Consider the following 18,827-nt stretch of genomic DNA (forward strand, 5'->3'; position numbering starts at 1 on the left):
AGGTTATTTTGCTAAGTAATGATTTTCTACTTTTACACCGTCTACACGGATTTCATTTGTTACAGCATACTCTCCACACTTATCGTTTTCCATAGAACCATTTACTTCTATCTTATAAGTTTTGGTAGCATTTTGAAGGTAGAGCGTTTCAGTTTTACCTGTATACACATCGTTCTCAAACCAAAGCTGAGTTCCTATATGCAAATAGGTGTTTCCTCGAGGGTCTGTTTCATAAAGAAATCCTATTGGATACTCCTTCTTTGTATTACCTACTTGTTTGTATAGGGCAATATGAGTAGAGTCGATATTTCCTCTTTCGTTGATAAATTCCTTATGAACCTCAGAGTTTTTGTTTACCTACATACTAAAAGTAGGAGGTGGTGGCGAACATATTTCACTATCCTTACAACTCAATAGAATAGCACAGAGAGAAAATAATAAGATTTTTTTCATAGGGAATAGGTTTAATTATTTTGTATTATCTATTAGATAGGTATGATCACTAATGAGGTTGAGCTCTATTTTTTTATGGTTGAAATACAGCTCTGATAAATAAGCATTATCTCCACAACCTGAATCGTCATAATAGATTCCTTTTATTTGCAAAGTGTCTACCTTGCTATTGTACTCTAAATAAAAAGTTTCTACGTTTGTTGTGTAGAAGTTTTTTAGAGCCCTTCCTGCACTTGCAATGGCTATATTTCCGTTAGCAATGTGGCATTTACTTATGTCTACTCTTTTATTATCTACTCTTTTGTATAGAGTAGCTTCTTCTGTTGCATTCCGAAAACTGTATACCAACTCCTTTCTATCCATTTTATTATTCATAACTATAATAGCTAAAGAAGTAGGCTCATTCATACATCTTTCGCTATTATCTTTACAATTAGTAAATAAGAGTAGAAAAGTTATGTAGTAAATTACTTTTTTCATAGTACTCCTTTTTAATACCCTTTGGCAGAGAATCCTCTGCCAAAGGGCTAAGGTTATTTCACTAAGATAAAATCGTTGTTTTTTACGCCATCTATATACATTTCTTTAAAGTAAGCTTCTTCACAATTACCCAACTCACCTAAAAATTCTATCTTGTAAGTTTTAGCTTTATTCTTGAGGTAAAGTGTTTCTAACTTTCCTGTGTATAGATTTCTTGCATCTACCATAATAACTTCTGCATACTCTTTGTTATTAGGATTATCAATAGATAGTAAGGTTAGGTATTTCTTTTCTGCTCTATTTTCTATAATTTGGTAGAAGTACACATTCTCCTTATCAGCTTCTCCTTTATCGTTCAAGAAATCTTGGTATTCAGGAGCTGATTTAGTTATAAACAAAGTAAAAAAAGGAGGAGGTACTACGCATTTATCACTTTTTTTGTTACAGGCTATTACAGTTAATAGTATTATAAAAAATAAGAGATTTTTCATAACATACTTTTTTATAAGAGTAATCTACTAAAGGGCTAAGGTTATTTTGCTAAATAATGATTTTCTACTTTTACACCGTCTACACGGATTTCATTTGTTACAGCATACTCTCCACACTTATCGTTTTTCATATAACCATTTACTTCTATTTTATAGGTTTTGGAAGCATTTTGAAGGTAGAGAGTTTCTGTTTTGCCAGTATACACATCATTCTTAAACCAAAGCTGAGTTCCTATATGTAAATAGGTGTTTCCTTGAGGGTCTGTTTCATAAAGGAATCTTATTGGATAGTTTTTCTTTGTATTATCTACTTGTTTATATAAGGCAATATGAGTAGAGTCGATGTTTCCTCTTTCGTTGATAAATTCCTTATGAACCTCAGAGTTTTTGTTTATCCACATACTAAAAGTAGGAAGTGGTGGCGAACATAGATATTCTTCTTTACTTTCTTTACACGCTATTAGAAGAAATAAAGTTGTAAGGCATAATATTTTTTTCATATAAGGTTAGTTTTAGGATTACGCGACAAAGGTAGGAGAAAATTAGCAAATTAGCAAATTTGAGGATTAGAAAATTATAAGCTATTTATACGAGAAATGAAACCTTGTAGTTCTATACCACGACAATTGTTTGTAATAGTTATTCAGCGTTTCATTCTTGCCGAACAAATAAACACTCAGTCCGTTGCAATGTGTAAGCGCAATATTAGCAAATCTCGGTGTGTGTCTTTCAACCTTACAGAGTTGTAGCCAAATAGGTTCTATAGCCACACTGGCTTTGCTCTCCGAAAGCACTTGTTTGAGGTCAAACAAATACTTTTCGTTATTCCTACTGTATTGTTGCAAATGGGCTAAAGACAACTCAGAAGTGTTGAGTTGTTTACAGAAAGAAGCTAATGCTTCCAACTGCTCACTATCTACCAAAGTAACCGTAGCCGACTGTCGTGCGCCCTCCAAAGCATTGTAATAGTTGTAGTAAGCCTCGGTTGCTTTTTCTAATTGTAATTTCCCTATAAGGTAAGGCAATAGGTGGTGATAAGGAAAACCATCGGCAAGAATTTCGGCAGGCGAAGCAATAAAGTAACGGGCAGAATGTCGTAATTCATAGAGCACCTCTACCGACCCCATAAAGCAAGCGTCGAAAAGGATATAATCAAAACGATAAGGACTTAAAACTTCCGCAAGGTCAGGAAGCTCCATAGCCCCCTCTCGCGGACTCATATCTTTCCCAAACGATTTTACCACCACTCCTGATTTGTTTTCGGTTTCTATATGATAACCTTCCGGCAACCAAGCATTGCCGTGCGACCAAAGCACAAGTCCTTTATAACGATTGTCACCTTTGTAATAGCTCAAAGCGTCTCTCAACACATTGCTCATTACGGTTTTATCAGTTGAATTTTGTTCGGGGTAAGAAGCGATGATTTTAGAGGCTATTATCTCGGTGGTATCGTGTACAATTTCTAAAAGTACAGGGTGTGAAGGCAAAGCGATAGAAGTATTGCTATCGATATACACCAAAAGTTTGTCCCTTCCGTTAGGCACAAAACCACGTTCTATTTCGTTGAGGTCTTTTAAGGCATAGGGAGCGAGGTCGTTATCAGCAACCATATACACGAGTGTGATTTCGTGAGGAGGTAAAGGCTCAGGGGTTGGGCTATCTTTTTGGCAAGAAAGTAACCCCAAGCTAATAAGAAGTAAAGAGTAATAACGCATAGTTTATTTTTTAGTTTTGCACAAAGCCAGCGAAAGCCCTGTTCCCCCGAAGGGGGACAAGCTGGAAAAACAATTGTAAATCATAACTTTAAGATATTGAACTGATACAAAAATTAATAAACAATACTAATTTTTCCTTTTGGGCAAATATCGATTGTGAGTTCACTTTTACTACCTTGTATTTGTACTGTGCTTTCCAAGCGTAGGCGTGAAGCCGTGATGGCTACTACTTTATAAGTGCCTTTAGGCAAAGTAAATGCCTTAGAAACAGTATTGGGTGATAGTTTTTCAGAAAAATGCTCACCTACCGAAACGGTCACTGCTTCAAAATAGCGGTTTTGAATACGAAGGGTATAGTTTTCGGGCTCTATGGCTTCTTTAGAGCAAGATAGGGCAACGACTGCAAATAGATATATAAAGTAACGCATAGAAAAATGGTAAAAACCTCTGGCAGGGTTACTGCCAGAGGAGTTAAGGTTATTTTATTAAGATAAAATCGTTGTTTTTCACACCGTCTATATACATTTCTTGGAAATGAGCAGAACAGCATTCTCCAATAGTACCTAAAAACTCTATTTTGTAGGTTTTAGCCTTATTTTTAAGGTAAAGAGTTTCTGTTTTTCCTGTATATAGAAATATTGCACTCTCAGTTGCTACTTCAGCATAATCTTTATTTTTAGAATTATCAGTAAGTAGCAAAGTGTGGTATTTCTTTTCAGTATTGTTTACTATTTGATAGAAATACACATTATCTCTATCACCTTCCCCTTTATTGTTCAAAAAATCTTGATACTCAGGAGCAGATTTAGTTATAAACAAGTAAAAAAAAGGAGGAGGAGAACAGCAAGGAGCTGGTGTTTCATCTTCTTTTGTGTTTTGGTTACAAGCTAATACAATGAATAGCATTGTAAAGAGTAAGAGATTTTTCATAACATACTTTTTATACCCTTTGGCAGAGGATTCTCTGCCAAAGGGCTAAGGTTATTTTATTAAGATGAAATCGTTGTTTTTTACGCCATCTATATACATTTCTTTAAAGTAAGCTTCTTCACAATTACCCAACTCACCTAAAAATTCTATCTTGTAAGTTTTAGCTTTATTTTTGAGGTAAAGTGTTTCTAACTTTCCTGTATATAGAATTTCTCCATTCACCATAACTACTAAAGCATATTCTTTGTTGTCAGGATTATCAATAGATAGAAAGGTTTGGTATTTCTTTTCGTTATTATTCACCATTTGATAGAAATACACATTCTCCTTATCAGCTTCTCCTTTATCGTTCAAGAAATTTTGATATTCAGGAGCTGATTTAGTTATAAACAAAGTAAAAAAAGGAGGAGGTACTACGCATTTATCACTTTTTTTATTACAGGCTATTACTGCAAATAGTAATATTATAGATAGGAATCTTTTCATGGAAAATTATTTTATGTTACTAATTAAACCTAACTGAAAACGGTAATTAAAAAGTTCTCCAGATGATTTATAGGAGTTAGAATTTTCTTTACTTCCTTTAGCATTAAAAATACCTATATGATACCAACCAGTACCTTGAGCATAAGAACCATCTAATCCTAATACACCATATTTAGTTTTATTATAAGAGTCTCCCCACCCAAAATTATTATGAACTAATTCTAAGTTTTCTGTATATTGTTCTCTAACAGAATCTTCTCCGTAGTTACAATCAATCTGAGTTGTTATTATTCTCTCTCTTCTTACATAGCCGTCTAATAACCAAGCGTGGCATTTATCATAGGTTTGCCATTCAATCTTAGTAATTAATAAATCTATCTTATGGTCTGTCTCAATGGCACAACCATCAATAAGTAAAGGACGGTTATTTTTTAGCTCTGAAATAACTTGTACATCATTGTATTTTTCCTTTTTTATTTCTGTATAGCCTAATGAATGCAAAGTGCCAAACTCTCTACTTGAACCACTTTCCTTGCATCCATAATCCATATATAAAAGGTTACGATCACCTAAATGTGCTAATAAGTGTTGAATATCACCTTTGGCAATTGGGTTATCCCAAACATCATAACTATAGATACTAGAAAACATATCTCTCGCATCTACTTTGGTCATATCGTCCCAATGCATTTTTCGTCCTACAATGCTATCAGGTTTTTTGTGATAGGCTAACAATTGTCCTATGGCTACTGCTGTACAACCTACAGGAGGTTCGTCTGTTCTTGACTCACAATATAAAGGAAGAGCATCGTTATAACTACCATTTTGTCCCCATAGTGTTTTAATTAAAGGTGCTTTAACCTCCTTCGTTTCCCATTCGCCATAAACAATTCTTCTTTCTTGACCATCTCCAGGATCCTCTATGCTATCAAAATAACAGATTCTTCTTGGTCTTTTGCCTTTGCTCTTTATTTTCTTTCCGTTCTCATCAAAGTAGCCCTCAGCAATGAGTTCTGCTTGTTGTTCCTTAGAAAGTTGCTTAAAAATAGCTTCTTCGGCTTTGGTAACGAGTTTTTCTTTATTGGCTTCAAAGGCTTCGCGCTGTTCTTCTATATATGCTTGCATATAGCTAAACAGGATTGCCTGTCCGGGGTTAGAAATGGTGTCGCCGAGATGTCCGTAGGAATTGTAAGCTAACACGCTGGGAACACGCCTATCGGCTGAGGTAACTACATAACCTTGGTTATTAGCAAAGTTTACAATGTACACATCGGCTTGTTCGGGTTTTGCGTTGCCTTTGGTGGGTACGTAAGGCTTGCGAGTGTTGCCCTTTACTACCTCAATTGAGCCAATTTTTAAGGGAGCTTTGGTAACGATACCCTCTACTTCACGCATTTGCATAGCGGTAGCAAGAGCGGTTTCTTGGGCTTCCTCCGTCGAAATATGGGTTTGCCCTGTGAGAGCCACCCAACCTAAAAGTCCATCGTTGGAAGCCTTCGTTTCAGTACTGGGTAATACTGAAATATCGGTGTCGGTTGCGAACGGGGCGTCTGCCTCTTCGCGTTGGCAGGAAAAGAAGAGTCCTGCAATGGTAAAAATAAATAGATGTTTTTTCATATAGGGTTAGTTTTTAGGATTGCGCGACAAAGGTAGAAAATAATTAGCAAATTAGCAAATTTGAGAATTAGAAAATTATACAAAATATAGAAAAGGCAGATTTTTCTACTAAAAGTGAGAATTTAGTATTTTTCTATAAGCTTTATTGCTTTTTATTTGGATATGTATTGATGATGATTTCGAAGTATTTAGGGTTGTAAAGAGTCGTCATAGTGGTGAAAAGTTGTTGGCGTTGGGTTTTATCGGTAGGGAAAGCGACGAAATGAAGGTCGTTGTCTAAAATTTGGTAGATGAGTTCGGTGCAATAAAGTTGAGAAGGCTCATCGATAGTGCCTAAATGGTCGAAAGGGATTTGAGCTTTGAGGTAGTATTCGGCGCGTTGCACTACAGCACGACCTTGATCGGGGGTGCTGTGCAAAGGGCGCACGATCAAGATTTTCTCGGGCATTGAGTATTTAAGAAAAGCGTTTAAGGGCTGTTCTTGCATACCATCGATGTTGCTTACATCGGAAGAGAGGGAGTGAATTACCCACCAATTGCCATTTTTGCGGCAGAGAATACCACAGTGAGTAACATCAAAACGACCGTCGTTAAGACGTTTAGCAATCAGATCGCTGAATATACCATAACCACGCCTAAGAATGATATCGCCCTCTTGTAGAGAATTGAGTTGGGAAGGGGTAAGACGGAGGGAATGCTCATTCTCGGCAACTTGTTTTTCTTCACTTCGATGGTCGATATAGAAAAAAATGCGAAAAGCAGCGTAGGAGAGGAGCAGGAAGACTGCGAGAAAAAAGAGAAGTTTTTTCATTGTCAGAAGGTTAGGTATAAAAAGAACTTTGCCAAAGGTGCGAGCCGCACGGGCAATGCGAGCCGTAGGGGCAGGGAACTTTGGCAAAGTTGTAGTTTAAAAGTGTTGTAATCTTACTTGTTAGTAGGGGTAGTGGTTTGTGTTTCTACATCAGCAGGCATATCGGGGGCATCGGGGTCGATATTAGGCTGCATTTCTGGCATATTGTGGTCGTGACCATCGCTGTGGTCGTGAGCGCCACCGCCGTTTTCTTTATTTTCTTTGTTCATAGAAACAATCCATTTGCCGTCTACTTTTTTGAGGTCGAGGGCGTTTTCTTTGCCGTTGCTATCTTCGGTAGTGTAGAATACTTTAGCTGTATCGCCGTTTTCTTCAACTTTGGTAATTTTAAAACCTTTGAACAATTGTTCGTTTTTAGCATCGGATGAAGGTACGGATTTCATAAACTCGCTGAATGATTTGAGCAATTGAGAGGTTTGAGCATCGCAATATTTGCCAGCTTCATCAAAATTGTTAGCGTTTACAGCTGTCATAAATTTCTCGGCAACGGTTTTAGGGGAGTTGCCAGAACAAGAGGTAAGCATTAGACTTCCGATAAGGAAGAGAGATAAGAAAAGTTTTTTCATTTTATGAGTGTTTTTAATTTTTTAAATTTAAGCGATGACTAAAACATCCTCTTCTTTCTCTTTATCTTCACTATAAAAAGAGAAAGTTTCAGAATTATGCATTGTTTCTTCATCTTTGTCTCCAATTTCTTGAAATCCATAACGGAGAGACAAATCGTACAACTCTTGTGGGGTAGTACGATCGAAAAAATCATCTATTTTTTCTTTTACATCTGATAGTTTCATTTGATAACTCCTTTATTTATTACTTTTGTTGATTTGATATTTTTATGAGGGTTGTAAACAGCACATATAGTACAGTTACAAGTTCTTAAATTAACCCTATATTTTCTTTCTTTTTCAAATTTAATATAGAAATTTCCTTTGACAACATCAATGTCAAAAACTCTTTCACCTCTCATTAGGTTAATCAGCAGTCCATCATAAAAATTTAATCCTTTACCTAATTCTTTTAGTTTCCCAAAATATTTATCTAGAAAATAGAGTAATATACTTATTCCTTCTTCTGTTGTGAGGTCTAAAAAGCGTTCTCTCTGAACCTTTATTTGAGATTCTAGCACTACATATTTAGTGTATTTATTTGTTTTATTATCTTTATCCCAAGAAGCTGCTATAGCCCATTTTTCTGCTAAATCTATTGTTTTTGAAGAAACTCCTTTGACAAAAAAGTAAACACCATCACCTAACCAATGTTCATCTCCTTTTGAAATTTGATAGTTAGATTTTAGTATTTTATTACAATTTTCAAAATTTGTACCATGGTGACCTATCATACAAATATCTTCCATAATTTTATAAAGTGGTAATGTTTTTTTTAATTGATGGGGCAAAGGTAATAAAAAAATACGAATTACGAGTTACAAATGACGAAAAAAATAGGCTGTCTTTTTATGAGACAGCCTATTTTATACGGAATTATATCGTTAGTTAAACGTTTATTTTACTTTTTCTACAATAGCTTTGAACGCTTCGGGGTGGTTCATTGCCAAATCGGCAAGAACTTTACGGTTGAGCTGGATATCAGCTGCTTTAAGTTTACCCATAAATTGAGAGTAAGACAATCCGTGCAAGCGAGCCCCTGCGTTGATACGCACAATCCACAAAGCGCGGAAGGTTCTCTTCTTGTTACGGCGGTCGCGGTAAGCGTACTGCATTGCTTTCTCAACAGCGTTTTTGGCTACCGTCCAAACGTTTTTTCTGCGGCCAAAGAAACCTTTGGCTTGCTTCATTATTTTTTTTCTACGAGCTCTACGAGCTACAGCATTTACTGATCTTGGCATAAATTCCTTTTTTTTTAATTTTTGTAGCAGGTGGTTTGTGCTTAAAACAAACTCTTAGGGGTACCTACTCCACGGTTATTAATTTCCTACTATTTAAACAATTATTTTAAGCCTAATTGTTTCTTCACGCTTGCTTCGTCGTTAGAGTGAACGAGCGTAGCGTGGGTGAGTGCTAACTTGCGTTTTTTAGCTTTCTTAGTTAAGATGTGGCTTTTGAACGCGTGTTTTCTCTTGATTTTACCAGAGCCGGTGAGCTTGAAGCGCTTTTTAGCTCCAGATTTAGTTTTAATTTTTGGCATTTGCTTAGATTTTTATTGATATAATTCCGTCCTCCCCCTGCCCCTCCCAAGGAGGGGAGTTATGGGAGTTTATTTTTGCCCTCATTTTTATCCTCCCCTTGGGGGAGGGTTAGGGAGGGGATTACTTTTTCTTGGGTAAGGGTGCGAGGAACATCGTCATACGTTTTCCTTCGAGTTTAGGCATTTGTTCTACTTTGCCATAGTCTTCGAGGTCGGTGGCGAGGCGCAAGAGGAGGATTTCCCCTTGGTCTTTATAGATGATAGAGCGACCTTTGAAGAATACGTAGGCTTTTACTTTAGAACCTTCTTTGAGGAACTTTTCGCCGTGTTTTTTCTTAAACTCATAGTCGTGGTCGTCGGTTTGAGGGCCGAAGCGAATTTCTTTGATCACTACCTTAGTAGCTTTCGCTTTTAGCTCTTTATCACGCTTCTTTTGTTCGTAAAGGAATTTCTTATAATCGATTACCTTACAAACAGGAGGCGTGGCGTTTGGTGAAATTTCCACCAAATCGAGTTCTAATTCATTAGCAATTTCTAATGCTTTGCGAGTGGGGTATACGCCTCCTTCGACGTTTTCCCCTACCAAACGCACCTCAGGAACGCGGATGTCGCGATTGATACGATGAGGTTGTTTGTCATCTCTGCCCGGTGTGTTACTTTTTTTTATGATGGCTATTTAAATTTTATCCCCACCCCAACCCTCCCCCGAGGGGAGGGAGAAGGGCTATTGGAATTGTTTAATACTCTTGTTAACTTCGTCGTTGATGAGTTTAGCAAAGGCTTCTACGCTCATACTGCCTAAATCTTCACCACCGCGTTTGCGCACTGATACGGTGCCTTCTTTCTCTTCATTCTCGCCGACAATGAGCATATACGGAATTTTTTGGGTCTCAGCTTCGCGTATTTTTTTGCCCATAGTTTCAGCACGATTGTCTATCAGGGTGCGAATATCGGAATTTTCTAACAATCTCAAAACTTTTTGAGCATAATTTTCATATTTTTCACTCAATGATAGTACAATAGCTTGATTTGGGTTGAGCCATAATGGGAAGTTTCCAGCGGTGTGTTCCAATAAAATGGCTACAAAACGCTCCATACTTCCGAAAGGCGCACGGTGAATCATTACAGGGCGGTGCATCTCGTTATCAGCGCCTTTATACCAAAGGTCGAAACGCTCTGGGAGGTTGTAATCTACCTGAATGGTACCGAGTTGCCAGCTTCTGCCTAAGGCATCTTTCACCATAAAGTCGAGTTTAGGGCCATAGAAAGCAGCTTCGCCTGTTTCGATTACATAGCTCAAGCCTTTTTCTTTCGCAGCGTTGATGATGGCATTTTCGGCTTTTGCCCAATTCTCATCACTACCGATGTACTTGGTAGGGTTTTCGGGGTCGCGCAACGATACTTGTGCGGTAAAATTGTCGAATCCAAGAGAACCAAATACATAGAGCACCAAATCAATTACGTGTTTGAACTCGTCGTCTAACTGTTCAGGAGTACAGAAGATGTGTGCATCGTCTTGGGTAAAGCAACGCACACGGGTTAAGCCGTGTAACTCGCCACTTTGCTCGTAGCGGTATACTGTACCAAACTCGGCGAAACGCTTTGGCAAATCTTTATAACTCCAAGGGTGTGAATTGTATATCTCGCAGTGATGCGGACAGTTCATCGGTTTTAGTAAATACTCCTCGCCTTCGTTAGGGGTAGCAATGGGTTGGAAACTATCTTTCCCATATTTATCCCAGTGACCTGAGGTTACATACAAATTCTTATGACCGATATGCGGGGTAACTACCTGCTCGTAACCGGCTTGTTTTTGGGCTTTGCGCAAGAAGGCTTCGAGGCGTTCGCGCAAGGCAGCTCCTTTGGGTAACCAGAGCGGTAAGCCTTGTCCTACCTTGTTAGAGAAGGTAAAGAGTTCGAGTTCTTTACCGAGCTTGCGGTGGTCGCGTTTTTTAGCTTCTTCAAGCAGTTCGAGGTATTCGGTGAGTTCTTTTTGTTTAGGGAATGAGATACCATACACACGGGTGAGCTGTGGGTTATGCTCATCACCACGCCAATAAGCCCCAGCTGCGCTGAGTACTTTTACGGCTTTTACAAAACCTGTGTTGGGGATATGCCCCCCACGACAAAGGTCGGTGAAGGTGCTGTGGTCGCAGAAGGTGATAGTACCGTCTTCGAGGGCTTCGATAAGTTCGGTTTTATACTCATTTTTGCCTGCGTAGTACGACAAGGCTTCGGCTTTGCTCACGGGGCGCATTTTAAATTCGTGTTTACCACGAGCAATTTCCAAGAATTTAGCTTCGATAGCAGGGAAATCTTTTTCGGAAATAGGTTTGCCGTTGAAATCGACATCGTAATAGAAACCATTAGCGATGGCAGGCCCTATGGTGAGCTTGATACCGGGGTAAAGTTCTTCGAGCGCTTGTGCCAAGATATGCGCTGAAGAGTGCCAGAAAGCTCTTTTACCTTCGGGGTTATCCCAAGTGTATAGGGTGAGACTACCGTCCGTCGTCAGTGGGGTAACGGTTTCTACAGTCTTGCCGTTGAAAGAGGCAGAGAGTACGTTACGCGCCAACCCCTCGCTGATGCTTTGTGCTACTTGAGCAGGGGTGATACCACTTTGGTATTCTTTTACTGAACCGTCGGGTAGTGTAATTTTAATCATTTTTATCGTTGATTTTTAGTATTGTTGAGTTTGAAAGTGCAAAAGTACGAAATAATTATGAATTACGAGGTATGAATGAGGAAAAAAAATTAGAATACTATAAACTCATCACCTTTTGCTAAAGCGTCGTATCGCGTTTGGTTAAAGCGATACAAAAAAGGCGAACGGTGTTTGCCTATATTTCTCTTCTCGTCCAATTTTTCTATCAGTCCTATATTAGTCATTTTCTTTACAAAATTCCGGTTGTCTAACTTCTTTCCTAAAATTGTTTCGTACAGTGATTGCAGCTCTGGAATGGTAAACTTTTCAGGAAGCATCTCCTTTCCTATGGGGCTAACGTGTGAAAAGAAACGCAAGCTCAACAGCGCTTGGTCTATAATTTCTCGGTGGTCAAAAGCCATTTCGGGGAGGTTGGTAATGTCCCACCATTGGCATTCTTCGGCATAGAAACTACCTGTAGGTTTTACTTCGTAGTAATCTACTAAAGTAAAGAAAGCTACGGATATAAAATTATCTAACAACCAATGGTCAGTAGTTACCTTTTGTCCGGTAATAGTTGTTAAGAGTTCTGGGGTAAAGTGAGTATTTTTATTTCTTTCGGGGTTGCTAAAGGCAAAAAATTGATGTAAATGAAGTTTTTTTAAGTTTGTACGGTAGCGCACTACCCTATGAGCTGCTTTCTCTAAAGTTTCATCTTTTTTTACATATCCCCCAGGTAATAACCATTTTTCTTGAGAGGTGTTTTTAAAAAGGAGTACTTTTAATTCTCTTTCGTGGTAACCAAATATTACGTTGTCTACGCTTATATTTCTATAAAAAATCTTATCGCCGTTGAGGATATCATCTAAGATAATGCGTTCTTTTCTATCCATTGTTTATTTTTTTTAGGTTGCAAAGGTATGAATAATTTGCTAATTTGCCAATTTGTAGATTAGCCAATAATCGCTGTGTTATTCAGATAAGTTTTTATTTGTTTCTGTTGAAAAATTAATTTTAACACATTACAATTCCATAAAAAAACAAAAAGAAACTATATATTACGTATTTTTTACGTAAAATAATTTCATTGTAAATAATTGATATATAATTTATTAAATTACACATGTTATAGATTTAACAAAATAAATATATTGCGTATATTGTACGTAATAAATTCTTTTATACCTTTGCATCGAAATTAAACAATAACAAATATAAACAAACAAAAAGGTATTTTATTTATCACACGAAAAATCTCATAACGAATTAATACATTACCGATATGAAAACGCTCATAACAAACTTTACTTCGCTTTGCCTTTTGGCTGTTACCTCAGCCTTTGCGCAAGAGCCCGTCACTCAGCCAACGGATACTATAGTACCTGTGGTTACTATGGATACCGTGCCTCCCGCGCCTAAAGTAGATTCTTTACCTTCTACTTCTCCTGTTGCACCTAAAAAAGATATTTTAGGTAAAGATGTGAAAGAACGCGATACCGAAAACCGCAACGTAATGCTCAACGCCAGTAGTGCTACCACTCCTCGTCAGTTGAACATAGGCTTGCCTTTTAACGGCGATATTCTTATCCTTGAGAACGACATTCCTGTAGTATACACCTTTTGGACACAAATACCTACCACCGCGTGGCGCTATGATAGCACCGTAGGGCGCATCGGGATGATGTCGTTCCAAGATGGTGCTCTTACTTATGGTAAAGTGGGTTATATCGTTACCTCTTGGGACAGAGAACCTGGTCGCAAGTTGCAAGGTTATGCTTCTACTTATTTTACCAATTATGGTAGTAGTCATCTCGACGCTTCGGTAACAGCACCTATCGGCAAAAAAGGTTGGGGCTTTATGGCAGGCTTCAACGAAACTTTTGAACGTGGTAGTGGTGGTAATTACCAATTCACTCCTTTCCAAGACCGTTTTGAAATGTTTAAAATAGGAGTCTCTAAAAAGTACAACAAAGGTTTTGTGCGTGCTTACTACAAACACGCAACCGATATACCGATGCTCGGTGCTTATAGTCCTTTTGTGTACGAAGGTAAAGGTAAAACTAAAGCTATAGATGGTTTTGATTTAGGTAGAGATGTGTATATGCCTAATGATGGTCTGTTTCCATATAAAGACTACAACACAGGTGAAACCAAACTTGGCAACCTCAATTCAGATGAAGCCTCTAAAAACATCACCAATGCTATCTACCTCACTGGTGAACACCACTTTAATAATGGTTGGAAACTCAACTACGCCAATATGTATATGAATTCCAAAGCTGCCTTTACTATTCTATACCCTTTGAGTATGTTTATTACCGACCCCGACCAACAAGCACAACAAGGTATGACTTTTAAATACGTAGGTACCAATAAAGAGTACAACGGTGCGGTACAACTCAATTCAGTGCAATACTACCCTCAGGTAGAAATCAACACTTGGATTACTCGTTTAGAGGCTACTAAAAAATTTGACAAACACAGTCTGAGATTAGGAACTACTTACCAATATTACCGTGCTCCTGAGATACAACACAATGGTTTGTTCTATCAAACGGTAGAAGCGAATCCTAAACGCTTAGATGCTTATGTAGGGGGAGGAATGGTTAATATTACCCCTCAATATGGTATTTTAGGAGACTCTTATGGAGGTTATAGAGTAACAAGTGATAAAAAGTTAGCTTTCTATGCTTCTGATGATATCAAACTGAACGACCGTTTTGATATTGGTTTTGGCGCTCGCATTGAGAGATATTACGACTATAGTACTCGCGATCCTTATACAAATCAATACGTACAAAACCGTGATCTTATAAAGAAGAAATTCAAGGACTGGAACAAAGTAGGCTATTTCAACTTTGTAGCCAAAGTGTCTAACGAGTTCGGTTTCTTGGGTGATATTACTTATAACGATTGGGCTGCACGCTATTGGGATAATGCTAATAACGAAAAAGACACTAATGGTAATAATATCTTTGCAACTCCTCATACTACTACCCAAAGCGTACTGAACTACGGTGGAGGAGTGTATTGGAATCACGGTGATCTCATCAGTTTGGTATCCAAAGTAACTCGTATCTATAAAAAGAACAATATCGCCTCTGAGTCTATCGTAAATCCAGCTAATCCCCGCGAACAAAAAACTTTCTATCCTTTGTTTTACGATATTGCTACCCTTGGTTGGACTACCGATATCGTCTCTAAGCCATTTAAGAATTTCAACTTGCACTTCCTGCTCACACTCCAAAAACCAGAGTATAAAGACTATGAGTACAGTGCCTACGGGGTAAGCTATAGCTATAACGATAAAATCATTCCTGAGCTTTCAAAAACTCTTATAGAAATAGACCCCAGCTACTTTATGCTCAAAGGCGACCTCCGCTTGTGGCTCAGTTTCCGTTACTTTGGCAAGCAGTACGGTAACCCTACCAATGCGATTTCGTACAACGGCTGGTGGGAAAGCTTTGGAGGAGTAGATTACAAGCTTAACCGCAATATTGACCTCAAATTCCAAGTAGTAAATATTTTGAACGAAACAGGTATCAAAGGTGCCCTTGTGGGTGCTAATCAAATTCTCGACGATACTAATTACATAGGTCGTAAAATTGTAGCAGGTGCTATTCGCCCTCGTACTTACGAACTCACTCTTAATTTCAAATTCTAAAACAGTAACATTTTTAATATTTTATCATTATGAAAAACATTCAAAAACTTTTAATCGTAGCAGTCCTCTTTTTTGCAGGATTTGCAGCTGCACAAGCACAATCTGAAGCCGAAAAATTTTTTGTAGGCAAATGGAAACTGATGGTCTATGGACTTCCTAACGGCGACAGCGAGATGGTTCTCAATATCACCAAAAATAGCGATGGTACTCTTGGTGGTACTATCGGTGGTGACGATGCCAATGCTAACAAACTCACTAAGGCTGAGATTGAAGGCAATACCTTCTATGCCAATTTCATCGGCAACGGTTATAACGTTCCTCTTTATATAGAGAAGAAAGGCGATAAAAAAGTAGAAGGCAGTATGAACGATATGTTTGATATCGAAGGTACTAAAATCAAGTAGTCTTTCTTAAACTAAAGGAGGCGCTTGCCTGCGCCTCCTTTTTTACCTCTTATTTCTTAGCTTATGAAACGCTTATTTCCTTTAATACTCTTGGCAATCACCCCACTCAAGGCACAAACTCAAGCCGAGAAATACTGGTTGCCGTCGGTAACTTTCTCTGCTGAAAGCTTTGCACATCCGGCACCTCAGTTTGCTCCTTTTACTCGTTGGTGGCTACCAGGGAACGATATCACTCCCGAAGAGCTAAAACGGGAAATCAATCTCTTTGCCGACAATCACTTCGGAGGAGTCGAAATCCAACCTTTCGCTTTAGTAATGCCCACGCGTGGCAAAGGTCGTGCCGACCGTATAATGAGCTACGATACTCCTGCTTATTACGAGAATATCAAGCAAATGCTCGCTGAAGCTCAAAAACGCAACCTTATCGTCGATTTCACCAACGGCAGTGGCTGGCCTCCTGGTGGGCCACATATCGCTAAAGAAGAAGGTAATCTTACTCTTGAATTTGGCATTGCTAATCTGGGTGCGCAACCTATTGCTCTGCCAAGAGCATCACATTTAGATGACCCTACTGCTAAATTGGTAGCTGTATTGGCTGGTAAATTTCTAAATGATACTACTGCTACCGATAAGACCTTCCGTATAGACCCTAAAACGCTCATCAATATTACCGATAAAGTAAAAAACAACACTATACAATACAGCGCTCCCAAAGGGTGGAAAGCCATCGCCTTTTGGTCGGTGCCTACTCAGGAAACGCCTATGCTCATCGCCAAACGCGAAGCGGGCTACGTGTTCAATCATTTCGATTCACTACAAGTAAAGAAAAATTACGACTATCTCTTTGGTGAACGCACAGGCTTAGCTCCTTATTTTGGCAAACCCGTACGTGCGATTTTCAACGATAGTTACGAGTTCAAAGCCAACAGACATTTCTCTGATGATTTTATCCGCTTTTTCAAACAACAACGCGGTTACGACCCTACCCCTTACCTGCCTGCTAATATGTGGCGTGGTTATAACAATATGTACGAACGTATGGCACACCCAGCTAATGCTCCCTATTTTAGTTTAGGAGCCGACGATTGGCGCTTGCGTTACGACTACGATCTTACCCTTAGCGACTTATTGCAAAAGCACTTTTTAAATAGCTCTAAACATTGGGCAAATGCTCGCAACCTCTTGCACCGCACTCAAACTTACGGATTTAATATGGATATAATGGCAGCGGCAGGCTTGGCTTCTATCCCCGAAGTAGAAACTATGCTTTTTTCCAAAGGTTCTGAAAATGGTTATAAACTCATTACTTCAGGGGCACACTTGTACAATCGCCCTATCATTAGTTGTGAAACAGCCGTTTATTTTAAACGCGCTTATATGACCACCCCTCACAAACTCAAGCTCACTTTCGATAAACTCTTCAGTAGTGGGGTAAACCAAATTATCTATCACGGTACTCCCTATCGATATTTCCCTGAGGGCTACCCAAAAGAAGGGTGGTATCCGTTCTACAATTCAGCCTTAGGTATTGACTTTTCATCGAATATCAACGAAAACAATCCTTTCTGGAAATATATTAGCCAAATCAACCAATACGCACAGCGCGCTCAATACGTATTGCGTTCTGGCAAACCTCACGCCGATGTGCTGATATACTATCCTTTCTTAAACTACAGCGAAGAAGTTGCCAACCCGCGCGAGGTAATGATAGCAGGTGAGTTGAAGGGTACTGAGCCTCCACTTCCTGCCGAAAACAAAAATGTAGCCTACAGTCGTGCTATCGATACTGAATGGTTAAAACAGATAATGCCCCTTATTGATGAACTCAACCAGCTTGGCGTCACTTGGGATTGGATCAACGATGCTTCTTTGCAAGAACTTTCATTGTTACACAACAAACGCCTCAACATACGAGGCAATGAGTACCAATCGCTCATATTGTTTCAGTTGCCATATATCCAACTCAAGAGTGCTGAAAACTTACAAAAGTTAGCTAAAAAAGGAGCAAATATATTGTTGATAGGCGATGTGCCTACCCAGCAACCTAACTATTTCAATTATCAGAAAAACGATATAAAAACCCAAAAAGCAATGCAGACACTCGCTAAAACTATTGGCAGCCATCATATCAAAGAGCAAGCAGAAATGCTAAACAATTGGTATCCATCTATTCAGTTGCCTATTACATATATGCAGCCTAACCCCGCCTTGCGTCAGCAACGCCGTAAGCTCTCAGAAGGCAGTTATGCACAATTCATCTGGAACGAAAGCGACAGTTGGCAAGAGGTACACATTCAAACTGAAAAAGGGTTGGAATACGCTTATTGGCTCGATGCTACCGATGGCAGTATCCGCGTTGCCAATCTCGAAAAAGGTGCTTACCGCTATCAGTTGCCACCTTATAGCAGTATTTTCTTTATGGCCTCCAAGCAGACGACCGAGATGCCACTCAGCTCAAAAGTGCTTTACAATCCATCAGTTGCCAAAGCTATAGCTACTCCTGAAAAGTGGCATATACAAGCAGGGACTATAAAAGTGGAAAACACCGCTCTTTTCGATTGGAAAACTCATCCACAGCTGAAGTACAACAGCGCTCCTGCTGTTTATACTACTGAGTTTGTAATCAACTCACTCAGCCCTTCCAAACACTATTTCCTCAGCTTAGGCAAAGTATATTACGCTGCCGATATAGTAGTGAATGGTAAAAAAGTGAGCCCAGAAGTGTTTATGCCTTTTGTAAGCGATATTACTCCTTATCTTCAACAAGGTAGCAATACTCTCGAAATTACTATTACGAATGCCGCTTACAACGATTTTGTAGGGCAAGCTGAAAAAGGAGAAAAAGTATTCAAAAAGCTCAAAGGCAGTGATACTATGAGTGCTGGACTTATAGGCCCCGTACAAGTAATGGAACAATAAATTTAAAA

At 38.8% G+C, this 18,827-nt stretch carries 21 protein-coding genes; 3 read left to right on the forward strand and 18 right to left on the reverse strand.

Features of this window, described 5'->3' with window-relative positions; translation table 11 throughout:
* Positions 1 to 3: 3 nt before the first annotated feature.
* The 18 genes from CBG49_RS16330 to CBG49_RS01725 form a co-directional block, all read right to left on the reverse strand.
* Positions 4 to 204 (reverse strand): hypothetical protein, encoded by a 201-nt coding sequence (locus CBG49_RS16330; RefSeq protein ID WP_335582328.1) that lies wholly within the window; start codon positions 202 to 204, stop codon positions 4 to 6.
* A gap of 264 nt (positions 205 to 468) precedes the next feature.
* Positions 469 to 933 (reverse strand): hypothetical protein, encoded by a 465-nt coding sequence (locus CBG49_RS01645; protein WP_088593102.1) that lies wholly within the window; start codon positions 931 to 933, stop codon positions 469 to 471.
* A gap of 53 nt (positions 934 to 986) precedes the next feature.
* The gene (locus CBG49_RS01650; RefSeq protein ID WP_088593103.1) at positions 987 to 1,424 is read right to left on the reverse strand and encodes a hypothetical protein; all 438 of its coding nucleotides are present in this window, start codon (positions 1,422 to 1,424) and stop codon (positions 987 to 989) included.
* 41 nt (positions 1,425 to 1,465) lie between these two features.
* Positions 1,466 to 1,924, reverse strand: a complete 459-nt coding sequence (locus tag CBG49_RS01655; RefSeq protein WP_088593104.1) for a hypothetical protein — start codon at positions 1,922 to 1,924, stop codon at positions 1,466 to 1,468.
* A gap of 81 nt (positions 1,925 to 2,005) precedes the next feature.
* On the reverse strand, positions 2,006 to 3,139 hold the full coding sequence (locus CBG49_RS01660; RefSeq protein WP_088593105.1) for a clostripain-related cysteine peptidase: 1,134 nt from the start codon (positions 3,137 to 3,139) through the stop codon (positions 2,006 to 2,008).
* Positions 3,140 to 3,252: 113 nt separating this feature from the next.
* Positions 3,253 to 3,567 (reverse strand): hypothetical protein, encoded by a 315-nt coding sequence (locus tag CBG49_RS01665; RefSeq protein WP_088593106.1) that lies wholly within the window; start codon positions 3,565 to 3,567, stop codon positions 3,253 to 3,255.
* Positions 3,568 to 3,616: 49 nt separating this feature from the next.
* Positions 3,617 to 4,069 (reverse strand): hypothetical protein, encoded by a 453-nt coding sequence (locus CBG49_RS01670; RefSeq protein WP_088593107.1) that lies wholly within the window; start codon positions 4,067 to 4,069, stop codon positions 3,617 to 3,619.
* Between the two features lie 51 nt (positions 4,070 to 4,120).
* Positions 4,121 to 4,555: a hypothetical protein gene (locus CBG49_RS01675; protein ID WP_088593108.1), complete on the reverse strand. Its 435-nt coding sequence runs from the start codon at positions 4,553 to 4,555 to the stop codon at positions 4,121 to 4,123.
* A gap of 6 nt (positions 4,556 to 4,561) precedes the next feature.
* Complete coding sequence (locus CBG49_RS01680) at positions 4,562 to 6,172, reverse strand: C10 family peptidase (RefSeq protein WP_088593109.1); 1,611 nt, start codon at positions 6,170 to 6,172, stop codon at positions 4,562 to 4,564.
* A gap of 142 nt (positions 6,173 to 6,314) precedes the next feature.
* Positions 6,315 to 7,070, reverse strand: coding sequence for a C40 family peptidase (locus tag CBG49_RS01685; protein ID WP_227002929.1), 756 nt, complete (start codon positions 7,068 to 7,070; stop codon positions 6,315 to 6,317).
* 26 nt (positions 7,071 to 7,096) lie between these two features.
* A complete protein-coding gene (locus tag CBG49_RS01690) occupies positions 7,097 to 7,609 on the reverse strand; it encodes a DUF4878 domain-containing protein (protein ID WP_088593110.1) in 513 nt (170 codons plus the stop codon).
* A 27-nt stretch (positions 7,610 to 7,636) separates the two neighbouring features.
* Complete coding sequence (locus tag CBG49_RS01695; RefSeq protein WP_088593111.1) at positions 7,637 to 7,834, reverse strand: hypothetical protein; 198 nt, start codon at positions 7,832 to 7,834, stop codon at positions 7,637 to 7,639.
* Positions 7,831 to 8,397: a hypothetical protein gene (locus CBG49_RS01700; protein ID WP_088595234.1), complete on the reverse strand. Its 567-nt coding sequence runs from the start codon at positions 8,395 to 8,397 to the stop codon at positions 7,831 to 7,833. Before CBG49_RS01700 ends, CBG49_RS01695 begins: the two co-directional genes overlap by 4 nt.
* 147 nt (positions 8,398 to 8,544) lie before the next feature.
* Positions 8,545 to 8,889, reverse strand: coding sequence for a 50S ribosomal protein L20 (gene rplT / locus CBG49_RS01705; protein ID WP_002674637.1), 345 nt, complete (start codon positions 8,887 to 8,889; stop codon positions 8,545 to 8,547).
* A 101-nt stretch (positions 8,890 to 8,990) separates the two neighbouring features.
* The gene (gene rpmI, locus CBG49_RS01710) at positions 8,991 to 9,188 is read right to left on the reverse strand and encodes a 50S ribosomal protein L35 (protein WP_002674635.1); all 198 of its coding nucleotides are present in this window, start codon (positions 9,186 to 9,188) and stop codon (positions 8,991 to 8,993) included.
* 121 nt (positions 9,189 to 9,309) lie between these two features.
* Entirely contained in the window at positions 9,310 to 9,807 is a 498-nt protein-coding gene (gene infC / locus CBG49_RS01715) for a translation initiation factor IF-3 (RefSeq protein ID WP_040361428.1), read from the reverse strand.
* Positions 9,808 to 9,912: 105 nt separating this feature from the next.
* Positions 9,913 to 11,853 (reverse strand): threonine--tRNA ligase, encoded by a 1,941-nt coding sequence (thrS, locus tag CBG49_RS01720; RefSeq protein ID WP_088593112.1) that lies wholly within the window; start codon positions 11,851 to 11,853, stop codon positions 9,913 to 9,915.
* Positions 11,854 to 11,942: 89 nt separating this feature from the next.
* Entirely contained in the window at positions 11,943 to 12,725 is a 783-nt protein-coding gene (locus CBG49_RS01725; RefSeq protein WP_088593113.1) for an NUDIX hydrolase, read from the reverse strand.
* A gap of 389 nt (positions 12,726 to 13,114) precedes the next feature.
* On the opposite strand from CBG49_RS01725, the gene CBG49_RS01730 reads away from it, so the two are divergent.
* From CBG49_RS01730 to CBG49_RS01740, 3 genes are all read left to right on the forward strand, one after another.
* Positions 13,115 to 15,496 (forward strand): porin family protein, encoded by a 2,382-nt coding sequence (locus CBG49_RS01730; RefSeq protein WP_157668344.1) that lies wholly within the window; start codon positions 13,115 to 13,117, stop codon positions 15,494 to 15,496.
* Positions 15,497 to 15,525: 29 nt separating this feature from the next.
* On the forward strand, positions 15,526 to 15,900 hold the full coding sequence (locus tag CBG49_RS01735) for a hypothetical protein (RefSeq protein ID WP_088593115.1): 375 nt from the start codon (positions 15,526 to 15,528) through the stop codon (positions 15,898 to 15,900).
* Between the two features lie 63 nt (positions 15,901 to 15,963).
* On the forward strand, positions 15,964 to 18,819 hold the full coding sequence (locus tag CBG49_RS01740; protein WP_088593116.1) for a glycosyl hydrolase: 2,856 nt from the start codon (positions 15,964 to 15,966) through the stop codon (positions 18,817 to 18,819).
* Positions 18,820 to 18,827 lie beyond the last annotated feature (8 nt).

The organism is Capnocytophaga endodontalis (genome assembly GCF_002209445.1).
Classification (GTDB): domain Bacteria; phylum Bacteroidota; class Bacteroidia; order Flavobacteriales; family Flavobacteriaceae; genus Capnocytophaga; species Capnocytophaga periodontitidis.

Coding starts and splice junctions, on each gene's coding strand:
- CBG49_RS01730 (WP_157668344.1), top strand. CDS start 13,115: ATGAAAACGCTCATAACAAACTTTACTTCGCTTTGCCTTTTGGCTGTT.
- CBG49_RS01680 (WP_088593109.1), bottom strand. CDS start 6,172: ATGAAAAAACATCTATTTATTTTTACCATTGCAGGACTCTTCTTTTCC.
- CBG49_RS01690 (WP_088593110.1), bottom strand. CDS start 7,609: ATGAAAAAACTTTTCTTATCTCTCTTCCTTATCGGAAGTCTAATGCTT.
- CBG49_RS01675 (WP_088593108.1), bottom strand. CDS start 4,555: ATGAAAAGATTCCTATCTATAATATTACTATTTGCAGTAATAGCCTGT.
- CBG49_RS01695 (WP_088593111.1), bottom strand. CDS start 7,834: ATGAAACTATCAGATGTAAAAGAAAAAATAGATGATTTTTTCGATCGT.
- CBG49_RS01700 (WP_088595234.1), bottom strand. CDS start 8,397: ATGGAAGATATTTGTATGATAGGTCACCATGGTACAAATTTTGAAAAT.
- CBG49_RS01665 (WP_088593106.1), bottom strand. CDS start 3,567: ATGCGTTACTTTATATATCTATTTGCAGTCGTTGCCCTATCTTGCTCT.
- CBG49_RS01740 (WP_088593116.1), top strand. CDS start 15,964: ATGAAACGCTTATTTCCTTTAATACTCTTGGCAATCACCCCACTCAAG.
- CBG49_RS01655 (WP_088593104.1), bottom strand. CDS start 1,924: ATGAAAAAAATATTATGCCTTACAACTTTATTTCTTCTAATAGCGTGT.
- CBG49_RS01725 (WP_088593113.1), bottom strand. CDS start 12,725: ATGGATAGAAAAGAACGCATTATCTTAGATGATATCCTCAACGGCGAT.
- CBG49_RS01645 (WP_088593102.1), bottom strand. CDS start 933: ATGAAAAAAGTAATTTACTACATAACTTTTCTACTCTTATTTACTAAT.
- rplT (WP_002674637.1), bottom strand. CDS start 8,889: ATGCCAAGATCAGTAAATGCTGTAGCTCGTAGAGCTCGTAGAAAAAAA.
- CBG49_RS01660 (WP_088593105.1), bottom strand. CDS start 3,139: ATGCGTTATTACTCTTTACTTCTTATTAGCTTGGGGTTACTTTCTTGC.
- CBG49_RS01735 (WP_088593115.1), top strand. CDS start 15,526: ATGAAAAACATTCAAAAACTTTTAATCGTAGCAGTCCTCTTTTTTGCA.
- CBG49_RS01670 (WP_088593107.1), bottom strand. CDS start 4,069: ATGAAAAATCTCTTACTCTTTACAATGCTATTCATTGTATTAGCTTGT.
- CBG49_RS01650 (WP_088593103.1), bottom strand. CDS start 1,424: ATGAAAAATCTCTTATTTTTTATAATACTATTAACTGTAATAGCCTGT.
- thrS (WP_088593112.1), bottom strand. CDS start 11,853: ATGATTAAAATTACACTACCCGACGGTTCAGTAAAAGAATACCAAAGT.
- rpmI (WP_002674635.1), bottom strand. CDS start 9,188: ATGCCAAAAATTAAAACTAAATCTGGAGCTAAAAAGCGCTTCAAGCTC.